This is a genomic window from Janthinobacterium sp. UMAB-56, from assembly GCF_900095265.1.
Classification (GTDB): domain Bacteria; phylum Pseudomonadota; class Gammaproteobacteria; order Burkholderiales; family Burkholderiaceae_D; genus Janthinobacterium.
Map to the genome: position 1 here is coordinate 291509 of NZ_LT607651.1, position 15255 is coordinate 306763.

Below are 15255 nucleotides of genomic sequence, written 5' to 3' on the forward strand. Positions count from 1 at the left end.
CTTATGGCGCACGTATAGTTATGCTGCTTGCTCGACGATCACGAACGCGACCGCATACTCTTCTTCATCGCTGATGGTCACTTGCGCGCTCAGGCGATGCTTTTCCATGAACTCCGCCAGCACGCCGCTGCAGACGATCATCGGCTTGCCGCTGGGATGGTTCAGCATTTGCGCGGCAGGCCACGTCATCGGCATGCGCAAGCCCAGGCCGATGGCCTTGGAAAACGCCTCCTTGGCCGCGAAGCGGGTAGCCAGGAAGCGCACGCCGCGCACCGCATTCCTGGCGCTGCGGGCGCGGAATTTTTCCAGCTCCTGCGGCCCCAGTATCTTTTTCGCGAAACGCTCGCCGTGGCGCGCCAGGGCCGCCTCGATGCGCGGAATCTTGCAGATATCGGTACCGATGCCGTAGATCATGCTGAGCTCCCTTATCAGGCGCGGTGGCCGATGCGGGTCGCCACCATGATGGCCTTCATTTCGCGCACGGCGTTTTCCCAGCCGACAAACACGGCATGCGCGACGATGGCATGGCCGATGTTCAGTTCGCTAATCTCGGGAATGGCGGCGATGGCCTGCACATTGGTGTAATGCAAGCCGTGGCCCGCATTGACTTTCAAGCCCCGCCCCACACCAAACAGCACGCCCGCCTTGATGCGCTCCAGCTCGGCCAACTGCTCGGCGCCTGCCGTATCCGCATAGCGCCCCGTATGCAGTTCGATCACCGGCGCGCCCAGTTCGGCGGCGGCGGCGATCTGCTGCTCGTCCGCATCGATGAACAGGCTCACGCGGATACCTTGGCCTTGCAATTGCTTCACGGCCGATTGCACTTCCTTGAAGTAGCGCACCACGTCCAGCCCCCCTTCGGTCGTCACTTCGGTGCGCTTTTCTGGCACCAGGCACACGTCGGCGGGCTTGATGCGGCAGGCGAAATCGATCATCTCGGCAGTGACGGCCGCTTCCAGGTTCATGCGCGTGAGCAACTGCGGTGCGATGGCGATCACATCCGCATCCTTGATGTGGCGGCGGTCTTCGCGCAAATGCAGGGTGATGGCGTCAGCGCCCGCCTGTTCAGCCAACAGGGCCGCGCGCAGCGGGTCAGGATAGGCGGTGCCGCGCGCATTGCGCAAGGTAGCCACGTGGTCGATATTGACGCCCAGGTCGATGACAGGGCCGGAAGGCTGCAAAAAGCTCATAAGATGGTATCCGTAAAGTGCTGTCGCGCTGCAAACCACAGCTACAGCTGCATTAAATCGATCAGAATCTGGCGCGTATTCAAGGTCGCGCCACCCAGTTGATGGGCCAGCAAAAAGCGCATCAGCAACTTGCTTTGCGCCTGCGTGGCCACGTCAAGATAATCTTCGCGCTCCATGTCGAGCAGGGTCTTGCCCGTGATCCTGGGCCAGGCGTCGGCAGCGCGCGCCGGGCGCGGCCCCCGCTCCGGATCGACCACGTAGACCTGCCCCGCCTCGACGATCTGGCGCGTGCCCGTGCAGCGCGTCAGGTCGGCCGCCACGCCCGTTTCCTTGAGCAGGGCGCGCTCGAACTTGCGCAGCACGATGGGCGGCGGCTCATTGTGCGCCAGTTGATTCAAGGTGGCAACGTAGTGGTCGAACAGGACGGGATGCGGGTCGTCGCGCGCGAGCAGTTTGACCAGCAATTCGTTCAAATAAAAGCCGCACAGCAAGGCGGTCTTTTCCAGCGGCAACATGCCGCCCACCCATTCCGCGCCGGTCAGGATACGCAGCTCGGATTTGCCCGTCCACCCCGCTTGCAGGGGCTGGAAGGTTTGCAGCACGCCGCGCAACTGCGAATGGGGCCGCTTGGCCCCCTTGGCGACGAGCGCGATGCGTCCGTACTCGCGTGTAAACACGTCGACGATGAGGCTGGTTTCTTTGTGCGGATAGCTGTGCAGCACGAAGGCGGGCTGGCCCGTGATGCGGCCGTCGCGCGTGGGCGGACGGCTGCGCCTTGCAGGCGGTGCGGCGGGAGCGGCCGGCAGCGCGATGGCCGCCGGCGCAGGGACAGGTACGGCAGGTGAGGCTGGCGCTGAATCGTGCAGCGCTGGCGTGCTGGTGCTCATGCGTGTGGCGTCGCCCCCGGATTGCGGATTACTCGTAGCCGTAGGCGCGCAAGCCCGCCTCGTTGTCGGCCCAGCCCGACTTGACCTTGACCCAGATTTCCAGGTACACGGGGCCGCCGAACAGCTTTTCCATATCCAGGCGGGCCTGGGTCGAGACTTCCTTCAGGCGCGCGCCCTTGTTGCCGATGATCATGGACTTGTGCGTATCGCGCTCGACCAGGATGGCGGCAAACACGCGCCGCAGGTCACCTTCCTGCTCGAACTTCTCGATCAGCACGGTGCTCGTGTATGGCAGTTCGTCGCCGACAAAACGGAAGAGTTTTTCACGCACGATTTCCGAGGCGAGGAATTTTTCGCTGCGGTCCGTGATGTCGTCCGGTCCGAAGATGGGCTGGTTTTCCGGCAGGAAGCGCTTGATCTCGTTCTGCAAGCCTTCCAACTGGAAATGCAGCTTGGCCGAGACGGGCACGATGGCGGCGAAGTCGCGCATGGCGGCGATTTTTTGCGCGAACGGCAGCAGCACGGCCTTGTCCTTCACGCGGTCCGATTTATTGATGACGAGGATGCACGGCACTTCCTTCGGCAGCAGATCCATCACTTGCTGGTCGGCCGGGCCGAAGGTGCCCGCCTCGATCACGTACAAAATCACGTCCGAGGAAATCAGGGTGTTGGTGACGGTCTTGTTGAGCGTCTTGTTCAGCGCGTTCGAATGGCGCGTCTGGAAGCCGGGCGTGTCGACATAGATGAATTGCGCGTCCGGCACCGTCTGGATGCCCGTGATGCGGTGGCGCGTGGTTTGCGCCTTGCGCGAAGTGATGCTGACCTTCGCGCCGATCAGCACGTTCATCAGGGTCGATTTGCCCACGTTGGGGCGGCCCACGATGGCGATATAGCCGCAGCGGAAGTTGTCGGGCATTTTGGTGGCTGTCATGCTAGTGTCGATTCTGTTTAGTGTGAGCGGCGATCGCCGGGGCAGCAGGAGCTTGCGCGTCGCCGCTCTGGATGGTGGCAATGCCGGCCAGCTTGAGCTGGGCGGCGCGCGGTTTCGGCTTGCGGCTGGCGGCTGGCGATTTCAACAGCGCCTGCTCGGCCACGTCCAGCGCCAGTTTGGCGGCCGCTTGCTCACCGGCGCGGCGGCTTCCGCCACGGCCGTAGACCTGGATATTTAATTTCGGCACCAGGCATTCGATCTCGAATTCCTGGCTGTGGGCGGCGCCGTGGGTGGCTACCACGTTGTACTGTGGCAGCGAAATTTTCTTGCTTTGCAAAAACTCCTGCAGCAGGGTCTTGGCATCCTTGCCCAGCGTTTGCGGATCGACCGAGTCGAGGATGGGGATGTAGAAAGCGCGGATCACCGTGCTGGCGGCATCGAAGCCCGTATCGAGAAAAATGGCGCCCAGCAAGGCTTCCAGGGTGTCGGCGAGGATAGAGGGACGGCGGAAACCGCCCGATTTGAGCTCGCCTTCGCCCAGGCGCAAGAATTGCGACAACTCCAGCTTTTGCGCGATTTCATACAAGGACTGCTGCTTGACCAGGTTGGCGCGCAGGCGCGACAGGTCACCCTCGTCGATGGACTTGAAGCGTTCGTACAGAATGGAGGCGACCACGCAGTTGAGGATGGAGTCGCCGAGGAATTCCAGCCGCTCGTTATGCAAACTGCTGTGGCTACGATGCGTCAAGGCTTGCTGCAACAGGCCAGCATCCTGGAACGTATAGCCTAAACGGGTTTGCAATAGCTGAAGATTCATTATTGTTTCTGTGTCATCTGAGTAATTCGGCTGGCCGCCGCGCGGGGAATCGGCGCGGCGGCCATGGGGGCGGCCTAGTGTATGCCGCCCACGCGTTTCGGATTGCTGAAGTTCATCCATACCAGGAAAGCCTTGCCGACGATATTCTCGTTCGGCACGAAGCCCCAGTAACGGCTGTCCGCGCTATTGTCGCGGTTGTCGCCCATCATGAAGTAATTGCCTTGTGGCACGACACACGTAAAACCGTCTTCGTTGTAGTTGCACGCATCCTTGTGCGGGAAATCCTTCACTTCGCGCAAGTTCAACGTAGGAGCAGGCTCATCGTTGAGGATGCGGTGGCTCACGCCCGTCAGGTTTTCTTCCAGCTGCTTGTGGTAAACAGTGCTTTCATCGTCCAGGTAGTCGTCCAGCGCGGTGTACTGCACTTCCTTGCCATTCACCGTCAGACGCTTGTTTTCATAGGTGATCTTATCACCGGGCACGCCGATCACGCGCTTGATATAGTCTTGCGACATATCTTTCGGGTACTTGAACACCATCACATCGCCGCGCTGCGGATCGTTAACTTCAATGATGCGCTTGTTGACGATAGGCAAACGAATGCCATAAGTAAATTTATTGACGAGGATCAGATCGCCCACCAGCAAGGTCGGCACCATCGAGCTCGACGGGATCTTGAATGGCTCGTACAAGAAAGAACGCAGGCAGAACACCAGGGCGATGACGGGGAAGAAGCTGCCCGAATACTCGACCCAGGTCGGCTGGCGCAACAGCGCTGCCTCGATGGTGGCGCGGCGGCTGCTACTAACACCATCAGGCTTGATGCCTTCAGCCAAGGATCGCGCTTGACGCTCATCGAACTCTGCCAGGGCAAGGTCGGCCGCCTTGCGGCGCTGCTTGGACAGATAAAACACATCCAGGCACCATACCAGACCCGTCAACACCATCAGCACGAACAGAATTAAAGCGAAATTTCCTAAAATCACTTGCAGGTTCATTGATTAACCATCCACTTGTAAAATTGCCAGGAATGCCTCTTGCGGGATCTCCACGGAGCCCACTTGCTTCATGCGTTTTTTACCTGCTTTTTGTTTTTCCAGCAATTTCTTCTTGCGGCTGATGTCGCCGCCATAGCACTTGGCCAGCACGTTCTTGCGCAGGGCTTTCACGTTCTCGCGCGAAATGATGTTGGCGCCGATGGTCGCTTGAATGGCCACGTCGAACATCTGGCGCGGGATCAGCTCGCGCATCTTGGCGGCCACCTGGCGACCACGGTACTGGCTGTTCGAACGGTGGACGATGATGGCCAGCGCATCGACTTTTTCGCTGTTGATCAGCATGTCGACCTTGACCACGTCGGCCGCGCGATATTCCTTGAACTCGTAATCCATCGAGGCATAGCCGCGCGACGTCGATTTCAGGCGGTCGAAGAAGTCCAGCACGATCTCGGCCATCGGCATTTCATACACGAGCTTGACCTGGCGGCCGTGGTAGCTCATGTCCATCTGGATACCGCGCTTGCCAATACACAGGGTAATCACGGAGCCCACGTATTCCTGCGGCATGTACAGATTGACCGTGACGATAGGCTCGCGCACTTCTTCGATGCGCGACGGGTCGGGCATCTTCGACGGGTTGTCGACGTTGATCATGCTGCCGTCGCGCTGGATCACTTCATACACCACGGTCGGCGCCGTGGTGATCAGGTCCATGTCGAATTCACGTTCGAGGCGTTCCTGCACGATTTCCATGTGCAGCAAGCCCAGGAAGCCGCAGCGGAAGCCGAAGCCCAACGCCTGCGACACTTCCGGCTCGTACATCAGGGCAGCATCGTTCAGTTTCAGTTTTTCCAGCGAGTCGCGCAGCGCGTCGTACTGGTTCGCTTCGACAGGGAACAGGCCGGCGAACACTTGCGGCTGCACTTCCTTGAAGCCGGGCAATGGCGCGGCGGCAGGTCGGCTGGCCAGGGTGACGGTATCGCCCACCTTGGCCGCCTTCAATTCCTTGATGCCGGCGATGATGAAGCCCACCTGGCCTGCCGACAATTGCGGCAAGGATTGCGAACGTGGCGAAAACACGCCGATGTCTTCCACCAGTTGCACCGAATCGGTGGCCATCAGGCGGATTTTGTCTTTCGGTTTCAGGGTGCCGTTGACCACGCGCACCAGCATGACTACGCCCACATAGGCGTCATACCAGGAGTCGACGATCAGCGCCTGCAGCGGAGCATCGGGGTCGCCCTTTGGCGGCGGTACCTTGACAATCAGTTGTTCGAGCACGTCAAGCACGCCGAAACCCGTCTTGGCCGAGCAGTGCACGGCATCGGCAGCGTCGATGCCGATCACGTCTTCGATCTCGGCAATGGCGTTCGGCGGGTCTGCGTTCGGCAAGTCGATCTTGTTCAGGACGGGCACCACTTCCACGCCCAGGTCCAGCGCCGTGTAGCAGTTCGCCACCGTTTGCGCTTCCACGCCTTGCGATGCGTCAACGACCAGCAGCGCGCCTTCGCACGCCGACAGCGAACGCGACACTTCATAGCTGAAATCGACGTGGCCTGGCGTATCGATCAGGTTCAGGTTGTAGATCTGGCCATCGCGGGCCTTGTAGTGCAAGGCCGCCGTTTGCGCCTTGATGGTAATGCCGCGCTCGCGCTCCAGATCCATCGAATCGAGCACCTGCGCCTCCATCTCGCGGTCGGACAAGCCGCCGCACAATTGAATGATGCGGTCAGCCAGGGTCGATTTACCGTGGTCAATATGGGCGATGATGGAGAAGTTGCGTATGTTATTCATTAACTAATATATGTGCGAGTGACAACACTGCTTTAACAGGAATCAAGGGGATCATGCCCGGGCCAAACAGGGCCAAAACCAGGCGCCCCACTCATGATGAAAAAAGCGCTCCGAGCAGGACATCTGCATGCCCAGGCGAGCGCTTTTGAAGCGACAGAAGCTGCTGCCTCGGACAGTAGCTTTTTCGACCTCCCCATTTTACCGGATTTCAGAGTAGAAAGCCCGTCTTTCAGAGGCCGGCACCGGGCCATGCCGACATTTACAGCTATTTCCGGCACCAGAATGGTGCAATGCAGTGTCAATATTGACAGTTAAGCTATCCCAGGCAGCGCCGTACAGCCGCCTCGTCCAGAAAATAATGGCATAGCTCAGGCTGCGCCAGGTCAGCAAACAGCACCGGCACCAGTTCGTCGAAACGCGCCAGCAGCGAGGCATCGGGCGACGCATCGATATCGATCACGTCCACCGTGAACGGCTTTTCAGGCGGCTGTAGCAGGAGCAAGGCATCGAGCATGTCCTGGCATAAATGGCAATAACTACGGGAATAGAGGGTGAAGTGCATGGAAGACGAGAATAAGCACGGCAGCGACGACTGGGGTCGGACGGGGACGCCTGGCCCCCGTTCGACCCCAGCCTTTACGGGCTGCGGGTTGAAAAGTTATTTTGCCGATGGACGCAGCGAAACGAATTGCGCCACATCGCCACGGCGCACCAGCACGGCCGACGACTTTTTCGGATCAAGCTTGGCGACCAGGGCATTGAACTGCTTGGCATCTTTCACGGCAACGTTGTTCAACTGCAAGATCACGTCGCCAGGCTGCAAGCCTGCCAGAGCCGCCACGCCATCCGCCTCGTCCACTTGCGCGCCGGCATCGATCCTCAATTCCTGCTTCTTCGCGGCCGGCACGTCGCTCACTTTCAGGCCCAGTGCATTCACGGCTTGCGCTTCCGGCTCCTTGGCGCCCTTCTTGGCCGTTTTATCGCTTTCCAGCTCGACGACGGTGACGGGGATATCCTGCAGCGTGCCCTTGCGCCAGACGGTGATCGTGGATTTGCCGTTGACGGCGGCGCCGCCTACCAGGCGCGGCAGGTCGGACGAACGCTCGATCTGGGCGCCGTTGAACTTCAGGATGATGTCGCCCGGCTTGATGCCCGCCTTGTCGGCCGGACCACCCGGCTCCACCATCGATACCTGCGCGCCCTTGGCGCTCGGCAAGCCCAGCGATTCCGCCACCTCCTTGCTCACTTCGCCGATCTGCACGCCGATGCGGCCGCGCACGACTTTACCCGTCTTTTTCAGCTGTTCGCCCACGCGCATGGCTTCGTCGATGGGCACGGCAAATGAAATGCCGTTGTAGCCGCCGGACAAGGTGGCGATCTGCGAATTGATGCCGATGACCTCGCCGCGCATATTGATCAAGGGACCGCCCGAGTTGCCGGGATTGACCGCCACGTCGCTCTGGATCAGGGGCAGGTAGTCGCCCGTGTCGCGCGACTTGGCGGAAATGATGCCGGCCGTCACCGTGTTTTCCAGGTTGAACGGCGAGCCGATGGCGATGACCCATTCACCCACGCGTATCTTGTTCGAGTCGCCGATGGTCAGGCGCGGCAGGTTGCCACCTTCGATTTTCAGCAGGGCAACGTCAGTGCGCGCATCGGCACCGATCACCTTGGCCTTGAATTCGCGCTTGTCCGTCAGGGTCACGTATACCTCATCGGCGCCATCGACCACGTGGGCATTGCTCAACACGTAGCCATCGGCCGAAATAATGAAGCCGGAACCCACGCCGCGCTGCACTTCCTGCTCCTGTGGCACGGCACGACGGCCGCCGCGCGGCGCCTGCTGACGCGGCGTCGGCATGGCGCCGCCAAAAAAGCGACGCAGGAATTCCTGCATTTCCTGCTCATCCTGGCCGCCGGCGCCTGGCGCAGTCATCTTCAGACGCTCGGTGGTGCGGATGTTCACGACGGCAGGGCCGACAGTGTCCACCAGGTCCGCGAAATCAGGCAATTTTACGGCCGGCACGGCGGCCTGCGCCTGAGGTGCCAGGCCCAGCATGGTGGGAGCAAGGAAGACGCCAGCCGTACCGAACAATAAAGCGGAAAGCGTCTTCACTGAAAACGACTTGCTGGCAGCACACATGTTTTTTTTCATGGAAAGGATCTTTTCGAGTATGTAAACGGATCAGAATAAACGGATCAGAACGCGGATCAGGCGATTGCCTGCGTGCATGATTGGCCGTCATGACGGAAACGCAGGGGTAAACCCAGCTGTCCGCGCGCATGGCAAACAATGCAACAATATATCGCAAAAGCAAGATATTGCCTGTTCACAGTGTCAATCGTAGCGAAGGCCAGTGTCAAGAGGGTGACGGGGACGTTAAGCCTGGCATAAGACGGTGAAACGCGCTAGCGCCGCGCCGGCGGCCCCGCCTCCAGCGGCTCGGCATCACCGGCCGGCACAACGGTAGCAGACAGGGGCGGTAGCGGCTCCGCCTGGGCCACCGGCCCGTCCGGCATGGGCTCGGCGGCCAGGCGCTGGGCCAGGCGCGCATCGAACTGGGCGCTCAGCACATGACCGCACTGCTCCGAGCGCAGTGCGTCGCCGATCAGGCGATAGGCTTCCCAGGCTTGCCGGCCCGATGGCGTATCGACGGCGGCAAAAGCCAGTTCGAGCTCGCTCGCCGTCAGCTCTCCATCGGCCAGCGCGGAAATCGTCTCGTGCAATCGTGTGTGCGTATCCATGATGGGTCCTGCCATTTCAGAAAGATCGATGCGGAAACCGGACGCAGCCATGCCAACCTCATTTCTTTAGATTACCAGCGCTTGTCAATCGGCATGTCCAGCAACGGTTTCAATTTCTCCGCTATCACTTCGCGCGCGCGAAAAATCCGGCTGCGCACGGTGCCGATGGGGCATGCCATGATCTCCGATATTTCTTCATAGCTCAGGCCCTCGATCTCGCGCAGCACGATGGCCGTGCGCAACTCGATGGGCAACAACTCCATGGCCGCATTGACGGTGGCCGCAATCTGCTTGCTGGCCAGCACCGATTCGGGCGTATTGTTGTCGCGCAATTTATTGCCGTCCTCGAAGGACTCCGCCTGCTCCGCGCCAGCGTCGCTGGACGTGGCGGCGCGCCGCCCCTGCGTGACGAGATAATTCTTGGCCGTATTGATGCCGATGCGGTATAACCAGGTATAAAAGGCGGCATCACCGCGAAAATGGCGCAGCGCCCGATATGCCTTGATAAAGGTTTCCTGCACCACATCTTCGGCCTCCGCCGGGTCATGCACAAGGCGCGACACGAGGCGCATCAAGCGGCGCTGATATTTCGATACCAGCACATCAAATGCCCGCTTGTCGCCAGCCTGCACCTGCTCGACCAGTAACTGATCATACTCGCGCTCTGTCCTCACGCCCAATGTCCCTGTAGTCATGCAGCGTGGGCGCCCGTATGGATATAGAGTTGGCCCGCTGCAAGAAGTTCAGTGTTCGCCCCACTTTTATGCTTCCCTACTCCGCGCCGCAATGGCCCGGCACGCCACAGCGAGCGGGCGGAAAGCGGAGCTGCTGCTGCCGCGCTGCACCAGCACATCCGTGCGCCGTCCGGTGGCATCGGCCAGGCACAGCACCAACAGCGATGGCCACAAGGTCGAACCCGGCAACAGGCGCAACCCCGACGGCGCCGCTGGCACCGGCCCGGCCGACTCCACCACCCCGCCAGCACTGCCCCCTGCCACACCGCCACGCTCCAGATATACCGCCAGCCGCAACTGCCCAACCGGCGAAATATCAAGCGCCTGCGGCTTTCTGCGCCGGCGCAGCAAAACCAGCAAAAACACGCCGCCAGCCGCACTCAGCAGCGCACCGCTCCAGCCCAGCGCATAGCCACCCACCAGCTGGCCGGAAGCAGCCACAGCCGCGATGCGCCACGCGCCGCTCAAGGGCCAGGTGGCCAGCAAGGCGCACAACCCCAGCACCACTTGCAACAGGCGCAAACAGACAGGCGTGCGAATGACAGCCGCTACCGCGATCGACATATTTCATGGGAAAAAAAGGCGCGCCGGCACAATGCCGGGCAAATTCAAGCGCCAACGAACGTTGGCGCCGAATCAGCGCTCACTACGGTTTGACCGTAGCGAGCGCTTGAAAGTTCCTGCTTATTTCGCTTTACCGAAAATCAGCGTGCCATTCGTTCCGCCAAAGCCGAACGAATTCTTCACTGCATAATCGATCTTCATATCACGCGCCGTGTTGGCACAGAAATCGAGATCGCACGCCGGATCCTGGTTGAAGATGTTGATGGTCGGTGGCGACACCTGATGGTGCAATGCCAGGACCGTAAACACCGCTTCCAGACCGCCCGCGCCGCCCAGCAAATGGCCCGTCATCGACTTGGTCGAGTTGACCACCAGATGCTTGGCGTGATCGCCGAAGGTGCGCTTGATGCCCATCACTTCCGCCACGTCGCCTTGCGGGGTCGACGTACCGTGCGCGTTCAGGTACTGAATCTGATCCGCGTTCAAGCCTGCGTTGTCGAGGGCCGCGATCACCGATTTGCTGCCGCCGCTACCATCTTCCAGCGGCGAGGTCATGTGATAAGCATCTGCGCTCATCCCGAAACCATGCACTTCGGCATAGATCTTGGCACCACGGGCCACCGCGTGCTCGTACTCTTCCAGCACCATGACGCCAGCGCCCTCGCCCAGCACGAAGCCGTCGCGGTCGGTATCCCACGGACGCGATGCCGTTGCCGGATCGTCGTTGCGGGTCGACAAGGCACGCGCCGAAGCGAAGCCGCCCAGGCCCAGTGGCGACACGGTCGATTCAGCACCGCCGGCGATCATGACGTCGGCGTCGCCGTACTCGATCATGCGCGCTGCGGCACCGATGCTGTGCAAACCGGTGGTACACGCCGTCACGATCGCCAGGTTCGGGCCCTTCAGACCATATTTGATCGAAAGGTTGCCAGAGATCATGTTAATGATCGAGGCAGGCACGAAAAATGGCGAAATACGGCGCGGACCGCGCTTTTCGTACTCGGACTTGGTCTCTTCGATCAGCGGCAAGCCACCGATACCGGAACCGATGATCACGCCGATGCGCTCGGCGTTTTCTTCGGTCACTTCCAGGCCGGAGTCCTGCATCGCCTGGATGCCTGCAGCCATGCCGTAATGGATAAAGGTATCCATGTGGCGGGCTTCCTTACCGGAGATGTACTCTTCGATATTGAAACCTTTGACTTCACCAGCAAAATGCGTGGTGAATGGCAGTGCATCGAACTTGGTAATCGTGGCAATGCCGGATTTACCTTCAACGATTGCGCCCCACGCCTCGGCAATAGTATTGCCGACAGGTGAAACGCAGCCCAGGCCGGTGACAACAACACGACGGTTTTTAGAACGGCTCAAGCGATTCTCCTGAAGTCGGTCAGACAGGCTTAGGCCTTGACGTGTGCAGTGGCGTAGTCGATCGCCTGTTGCACGGTGGTGATTTTTTCAGCTTGTTCGTCAGGGATTTCCATTTCGAATTCGTCTTCCAGGGCCATGACCAGTTCCACGGTGTCCAGGGAATCGGCGCCGAGATCGTCGACGAAGGAGGATTCGATTTTGATGTCTGCTTCTGCAACGCCCAGTTGCTCAGCGACGATTTTCTTAACGCGTTGTTCGATATCCGACATGTTATGGCTCCAAAGTGTGTGTTACGGAAAGTGCGCGCATTTTATCAGGTTTGCGCGTCCGAATACTAATTTCGGCGTCTGCTGCTAAATCGACCGAAGCTGCTGCTAAAAGATGCGATTATAGACAAAAACGGCCGTTGAATCTTGCCACAAGCGCCCGCCCTGCCAACCATTCACATCAATTCATGTACATCCCGCCGTTCACGTGCAGGGTCGTGCCCGTGATATACGCTGCTTGCGGCGAAGCCAAAAAGGCCACCGCCGCCGCCACGTCTTCCGGTTTACCCAGGCGTGACAGGGGAATTTGCGTCAACAGTGCCGCATGCTGCTCTTCGCTCAAGGCCTTGGTCATGTCGGTATCGATGAAGCCCGGCGCGATGCAGTTGACAGTGATATTGCGGCTGCCGATTTCGCGCGCCAGAGCGCGGCTCATGCCTTCCACGCCGGCCTTGGCCGCCGCATAATTCATTTGCCCTGGATTGCCCGACGAAGCCACGACCGACGTAATATTGATGATACGCCCAGTTTTCGCTTTCATCATGCCACGCAGCACGGCGCGCGACAGGCGGCCAACGGCCGACAGGTTGGTGGAAATGACGCTGTCCCACTCTTCATCCTTCATGCGCATGGCCAACTGGTCTTGCGTGATGCCGGCATTGTTGACGAGAATCGACAGGCTGCCATAGGTTTTCTGTACTTCGTCGACGACGGCCGCGCAGCGCGCCGCATCGGTCACGTTCAAGACCACGCCCTTGCCCGCCACGCCTTCGGCGGCCAGGTAATCGGTGATCGCTTGCGCGCCGCTTTCCGAGGTGGCGGTGCCGACCACGGTGGCACCCTGTTTGCCCAGTTCGGTGGCGATGGCGCGGCCAATGCCGCGCGAGGCGCCCGTGACCAGCACGACTTGATTTGCTAAATTCATGAGTATCCTTAAGAACAAGCGCGGCAGGCAGGCTGCCGCGATCTGATGTTTATTTGAGCTGCGTCAAAATGCGTTCCAGCGAGACCTGGTCGACGATAGCGTCGCCCACCAGCACAGGATCGATGCGCTTGGCCAGGCCCATCAGGACCTTGCCCGGACCGCATTCGATCACTTGCGTGATGCCGTCGAGCGCCACCTTCTGCATGGTTTCCACCCAGCGCACAGGGCTGGCTGCCTGGCGCACCAGCGCATCCTTGATGCCGGCGACATCGTTGACGATGGCCACGTCGACGTTGTTGATCAGGGCGATCTGCGGTGCCGAGAACGTCAAGCCTGCCATGTACTCTCGCAAACGGTCCGATGCCGGCTTCAGCAGCGACGAGTGGAATGGCGCCGAGACGGGCAACTTCATGGCGCGCTTGGCGCCCTTGGCCTTGGCCAGTTCGCAGGCACGCTCGACGGCAGCCGTATGGCCGGCGATGACGACTTGCGCCGGCGCATTGAAATTGACAGGCTCGACCACCAGGGCCGGGTTTTCCGCTGCCGCTTCCGCACAGGCGGCGCGCACGTCGTCGTCCGACAGACCCAGCACGACAGCCATCGTGCCCTGCCCGACCGGCACGGCTTCCTGCATGGCTTGCGCGCGGAAGCGCACCAGCGGCACGGCATCCTTGAACGAGATGACGCCGGCGGCGACCAGCGCCGAGTATTCACCGAGACTGTGACCGGCCACGACCGTCGGCACGGGGCCGCCCGCCGCCAGCCAGGCGCGGTAAAAAGCCACGGCCGCCGTCAGCATCACGGGTTGCGTGTTGGTGGTCAGGTCCAGCTCTTCCTTCGGACCTTCGGCGATCAGCTTGCCCAGGTCGAATTGCAGGGCGTCCGACGCTTCGGCGACGGTCTGCGCCACCACGGGGTTGCCGGCGAAACCGTCGAGCATCGCAATCGCTTGCGAGCCTTGGCCTGGGAAAACAAATGCAAATTGTGTCATGTCGACTCCATTTTTTTAATAGTGTTGCGGGATTACATGCGCGCCAGCACGGCGCCCCAGGTAAAGCCGCCACCCACGCCTTCCATCATGACGTTGTCACCCTTCTTGACGCGACCGTCGCGCACGGCGATGTCGAGCGCCAGCGGGATCGAGGCGGCCGAGGTATTGCCGTGCTGGTCGACGGTGACGACCATCTTTTCCAGTGGTAAACCAAGTTTCTTGGCGGTGCTGTTCATGATGCGGATATTCGCCTGGTGCGGGATCAGCCAGTCGATCTGGTCCGAGGTCATGTTGGCGTGCGCCAGGGCTTCGTGTGCGACCTTTTCCAGCACGGACACGGCCAGCTTGAATACGGCCGGGCCATCCATGTAGAGGAAGGCGCTGCCGTCCAGCGCGCCGCCAGCCAGGCTGCCCGGCACACTGAGAATGTTCGAATGGCGGCCGTCAGCGTGCAGCTTGGTGGCCAGGATGCCCGGCTCTTTCGACGCCGTCATGACGATGGCGCCGGCGCCGTCGCCGAACAGCACGCAGGTGCCGCGGTCGTCGAAATTGAGGATGCGCGAAAACACTTCCGCGCCGATCACCAGCACGTTTTTATGCATGCCCGACTGGATGAAGCTGTCGGCCGTGGCAACCGCATACACGAAGCCGCTGCAGACGGCTTGCACGTCGACGGCGGCGCAGTTATTCGTGATGCCCAGTTTGTTTTGCACGATGCAGGCGGTGCTGGGGAAGCTGCCGAAGAAATCGGGGGTCGAGCTGGCGACGATGATCAGGTCCAGGTCGTTGCCATTCAGGCCAGCCATTTCCAGGGCCTTCTTGGCCGCTTCCACGCCCAGGTCCGAGGAGTTTTGCGACGGCGCCGCGTAATGGCGCGCCGAAATGCCGCTGCGCGAAACAATCCATTCATCCGACGTCTCGATGCCCTTGGCGGCAAGCTGTTCGGTCAAATCCTGATTGGTGACACGCTTCTCCGGCAAGTAGCTGCCGGTACCGATAATTTTGCTGTAAGTTTTGCTAAAAACAGTCATGCAAATACCCG

General features: G+C 60.5%; 18 protein-coding genes. 1 reads left to right on the forward strand and 17 read right to left on the reverse strand.

The genetic code is table 11. The features are described 5' to 3' along the window. Nucleotides 1–18: 18 nt before the first annotated feature. The 7 genes from acpS to lepA all read right to left on the reverse strand — a co-directional run bounded on the left by acpS (nucleotide 19) and on the right by lepA (nucleotide 6617). The gene (gene acpS / locus K0F85_RS01320; RefSeq protein WP_219114200.1) at nucleotides 19–414 is read right to left on the reverse strand and encodes a holo-ACP synthase; all 396 of its coding nucleotides are present in this window, start codon (nucleotides 412–414) and stop codon (nucleotides 19–21) included. Nucleotides 415–428: 14 nt separating this feature from the next. Continuing rightward, nucleotides 429–1190 (reverse strand): pyridoxine 5'-phosphate synthase, encoded by a 762-nt coding sequence (gene pdxJ / locus K0F85_RS01325; protein ID WP_219114201.1) that lies wholly within the window; start codon nucleotides 1188–1190, stop codon nucleotides 429–431. A 41-nt stretch (nucleotides 1191–1231) separates the two neighbouring features. Then, entirely contained in the window at nucleotides 1232–2077 is an 846-nt protein-coding gene (gene recO, locus K0F85_RS01330) for a DNA repair protein RecO (protein ID WP_219114202.1), read from the reverse strand. 28 nt (nucleotides 2078–2105) lie between these two features. Next, nucleotides 2106–3008, reverse strand: coding sequence for a GTPase Era (era, locus tag K0F85_RS01335; RefSeq protein ID WP_034749612.1), 903 nt, complete (start codon nucleotides 3006–3008; stop codon nucleotides 2106–2108). A 1-nt stretch (nucleotide 3009) separates the two neighbouring features. Then, on the reverse strand, nucleotides 3010–3825 hold the full coding sequence (gene rnc / locus K0F85_RS01340; protein WP_219114203.1) for a ribonuclease III: 816 nt from the start codon (nucleotides 3823–3825) through the stop codon (nucleotides 3010–3012). A 74-nt stretch (nucleotides 3826–3899) separates the two neighbouring features. Beyond that, nucleotides 3900–4823, reverse strand: a complete 924-nt coding sequence (lepB, locus tag K0F85_RS01345) for a signal peptidase I (protein WP_219114204.1) — start codon at nucleotides 4821–4823, stop codon at nucleotides 3900–3902. A gap of 3 nt (nucleotides 4824–4826) precedes the next feature. Beyond that, on the reverse strand, nucleotides 4827–6617 hold the full coding sequence (gene lepA, locus K0F85_RS01350; protein ID WP_219114205.1) for a translation elongation factor 4: 1791 nt from the start codon (nucleotides 6615–6617) through the stop codon (nucleotides 4827–4829). Between the two features lie 93 nt (nucleotides 6618–6710). Between lepA and K0F85_RS01355 the strand changes: the two genes are divergently transcribed. Beyond that, nucleotides 6711–6932 carry a hypothetical protein gene (locus tag K0F85_RS01355; RefSeq protein WP_219114206.1) on the forward strand — a complete coding sequence of 74 codons (222 nt, stop codon included), beginning with the start codon at nucleotides 6711–6713 and terminating at the stop codon, nucleotides 6930–6932. 1 nt (nucleotide 6933) lies between these two features. Here K0F85_RS01355 and K0F85_RS01360 read toward each other — a convergent pair whose 3' ends face one another. The 10 genes from K0F85_RS01360 to K0F85_RS01405 form a co-directional block, all read right to left on the reverse strand. Continuing rightward, nucleotides 6934–7179, reverse strand: coding sequence for a glutaredoxin family protein (locus K0F85_RS01360; protein ID WP_219114207.1), 246 nt, complete (start codon nucleotides 7177–7179; stop codon nucleotides 6934–6936). Between the two features lie 96 nt (nucleotides 7180–7275). Continuing rightward, complete coding sequence (locus K0F85_RS01365; RefSeq protein ID WP_219114208.1) at nucleotides 7276–8772, reverse strand: DegQ family serine endoprotease; 1497 nt, start codon at nucleotides 8770–8772, stop codon at nucleotides 7276–7278. Between the two features lie 254 nt (nucleotides 8773–9026). Next, entirely contained in the window at nucleotides 9027–9362 is a 336-nt protein-coding gene (locus K0F85_RS01370) for a sigma-E factor negative regulatory protein (RefSeq protein WP_219114209.1), read from the reverse strand. A 71-nt stretch (nucleotides 9363–9433) separates the two neighbouring features. Continuing rightward, nucleotides 9434–10057: an RNA polymerase sigma factor RpoE gene (gene rpoE / locus K0F85_RS01375; protein WP_219114210.1), complete on the reverse strand. Its 624-nt coding sequence runs from the start codon at nucleotides 10055–10057 to the stop codon at nucleotides 9434–9436. 66 nt (nucleotides 10058–10123) lie between these two features. Next, a complete protein-coding gene (locus K0F85_RS01380; protein WP_219114211.1) occupies nucleotides 10124–10660 on the reverse strand; it encodes a hypothetical protein in 537 nt (178 codons plus the stop codon). Nucleotides 10661–10780: 120 nt separating this feature from the next. Beyond that, on the reverse strand, nucleotides 10781–12031 hold the full coding sequence (gene fabF / locus K0F85_RS01385) for a beta-ketoacyl-ACP synthase II (RefSeq protein ID WP_219114212.1): 1251 nt from the start codon (nucleotides 12029–12031) through the stop codon (nucleotides 10781–10783). A 29-nt stretch (nucleotides 12032–12060) separates the two neighbouring features. After that, nucleotides 12061–12300: an acyl carrier protein gene (gene acpP, locus K0F85_RS01390; protein WP_008449912.1), complete on the reverse strand. Its 240-nt coding sequence runs from the start codon at nucleotides 12298–12300 to the stop codon at nucleotides 12061–12063. Nucleotides 12301–12478: 178 nt separating this feature from the next. Next, a complete protein-coding gene (fabG, locus tag K0F85_RS01395) occupies nucleotides 12479–13222 on the reverse strand; it encodes a 3-oxoacyl-ACP reductase FabG (RefSeq protein ID WP_152284277.1) in 744 nt (247 codons plus the stop codon). Nucleotides 13223–13271: 49 nt separating this feature from the next. Further along, a complete protein-coding gene (fabD, locus tag K0F85_RS01400) occupies nucleotides 13272–14213 on the reverse strand; it encodes an ACP S-malonyltransferase (RefSeq protein ID WP_219114213.1) in 942 nt (313 codons plus the stop codon). 32 nt (nucleotides 14214–14245) lie between these two features. Next, nucleotides 14246–15244: a beta-ketoacyl-ACP synthase III gene (locus tag K0F85_RS01405; RefSeq protein WP_219114214.1), complete on the reverse strand. Its 999-nt coding sequence runs from the start codon at nucleotides 15242–15244 to the stop codon at nucleotides 14246–14248. Between the last annotated feature and the right edge of the window lie 11 nt (nucleotides 15245–15255).

Excerpts from the sequence above, each read along its gene's own strand:
- acpS (WP_219114200.1), bottom strand. The coding sequence starts at position 414 with ATGATCTACGGCATCGGTACCGATATCTGCAAGATTCCGCGCATCGAG.
- pdxJ (WP_219114201.1), bottom strand. The coding sequence starts at position 1,190 with ATGAGCTTTTTGCAGCCTTCCGGCCCTGTCATCGACCTGGGCGTCAAT.
- recO (WP_219114202.1), bottom strand. The coding sequence starts at position 2,077 with ATGAGCACCAGCACGCCAGCGCTGCACGATTCAGCGCCAGCCTCACCT.
- era (WP_034749612.1), bottom strand. The coding sequence starts at position 3,008 with ATGACAGCCACCAAAATGCCCGACAACTTCCGCTGCGGCTATATCGCC.
- rnc (WP_219114203.1), bottom strand. The coding sequence starts at position 3,825 with ATGAATCTTCAGCTATTGCAAACCCGTTTAGGCTATACGTTCCAGGAT.
- lepB (WP_219114204.1), bottom strand. The coding sequence starts at position 4,823 with ATGAACCTGCAAGTGATTTTAGGAAATTTCGCTTTAATTCTGTTCGTG.
- lepA (WP_219114205.1), bottom strand. The coding sequence starts at position 6,617 with ATGAATAACATACGCAACTTCTCCATCATCGCCCATATTGACCACGGT.
- K0F85_RS01355 (WP_219114206.1), top strand. The coding sequence starts at position 6,711 with ATGATGAAAAAAGCGCTCCGAGCAGGACATCTGCATGCCCAGGCGAGC.
- K0F85_RS01360 (WP_219114207.1), bottom strand. The coding sequence starts at position 7,179 with ATGCACTTCACCCTCTATTCCCGTAGTTATTGCCATTTATGCCAGGAC.
- K0F85_RS01365 (WP_219114208.1), bottom strand. The coding sequence starts at position 8,772 with ATGAAAAAAAACATGTGTGCTGCCAGCAAGTCGTTTTCAGTGAAGACG.
- K0F85_RS01370 (WP_219114209.1), bottom strand. The coding sequence starts at position 9,362 with ATGGATACGCACACACGATTGCACGAGACGATTTCCGCGCTGGCCGAT.
- rpoE (WP_219114210.1), bottom strand. The coding sequence starts at position 10,057 with ATGACTACAGGGACATTGGGCGTGAGGACAGAGCGCGAGTATGATCAG.
- K0F85_RS01380 (WP_219114211.1), bottom strand. The coding sequence starts at position 10,660 with ATGTCGATCGCGGTAGCGGCTGTCATTCGCACGCCTGTCTGTTTGCGC.
- acpP (WP_008449912.1), bottom strand. The coding sequence starts at position 12,300 with ATGTCGGATATCGAACAACGCGTTAAGAAAATCGTCGCTGAGCAACTG.
- fabG (WP_152284277.1), bottom strand. The coding sequence starts at position 13,222 with ATGAATTTAGCAAATCAAGTCGTGCTGGTCACGGGCGCCTCGCGCGGC.
- fabD (WP_219114213.1), bottom strand. The coding sequence starts at position 14,213 with ATGACACAATTTGCATTTGTTTTCCCAGGCCAAGGCTCGCAAGCGATT.
- K0F85_RS01405 (WP_219114214.1), bottom strand. The coding sequence starts at position 15,244 with ATGACTGTTTTTAGCAAAACTTACAGCAAAATTATCGGTACCGGCAGC.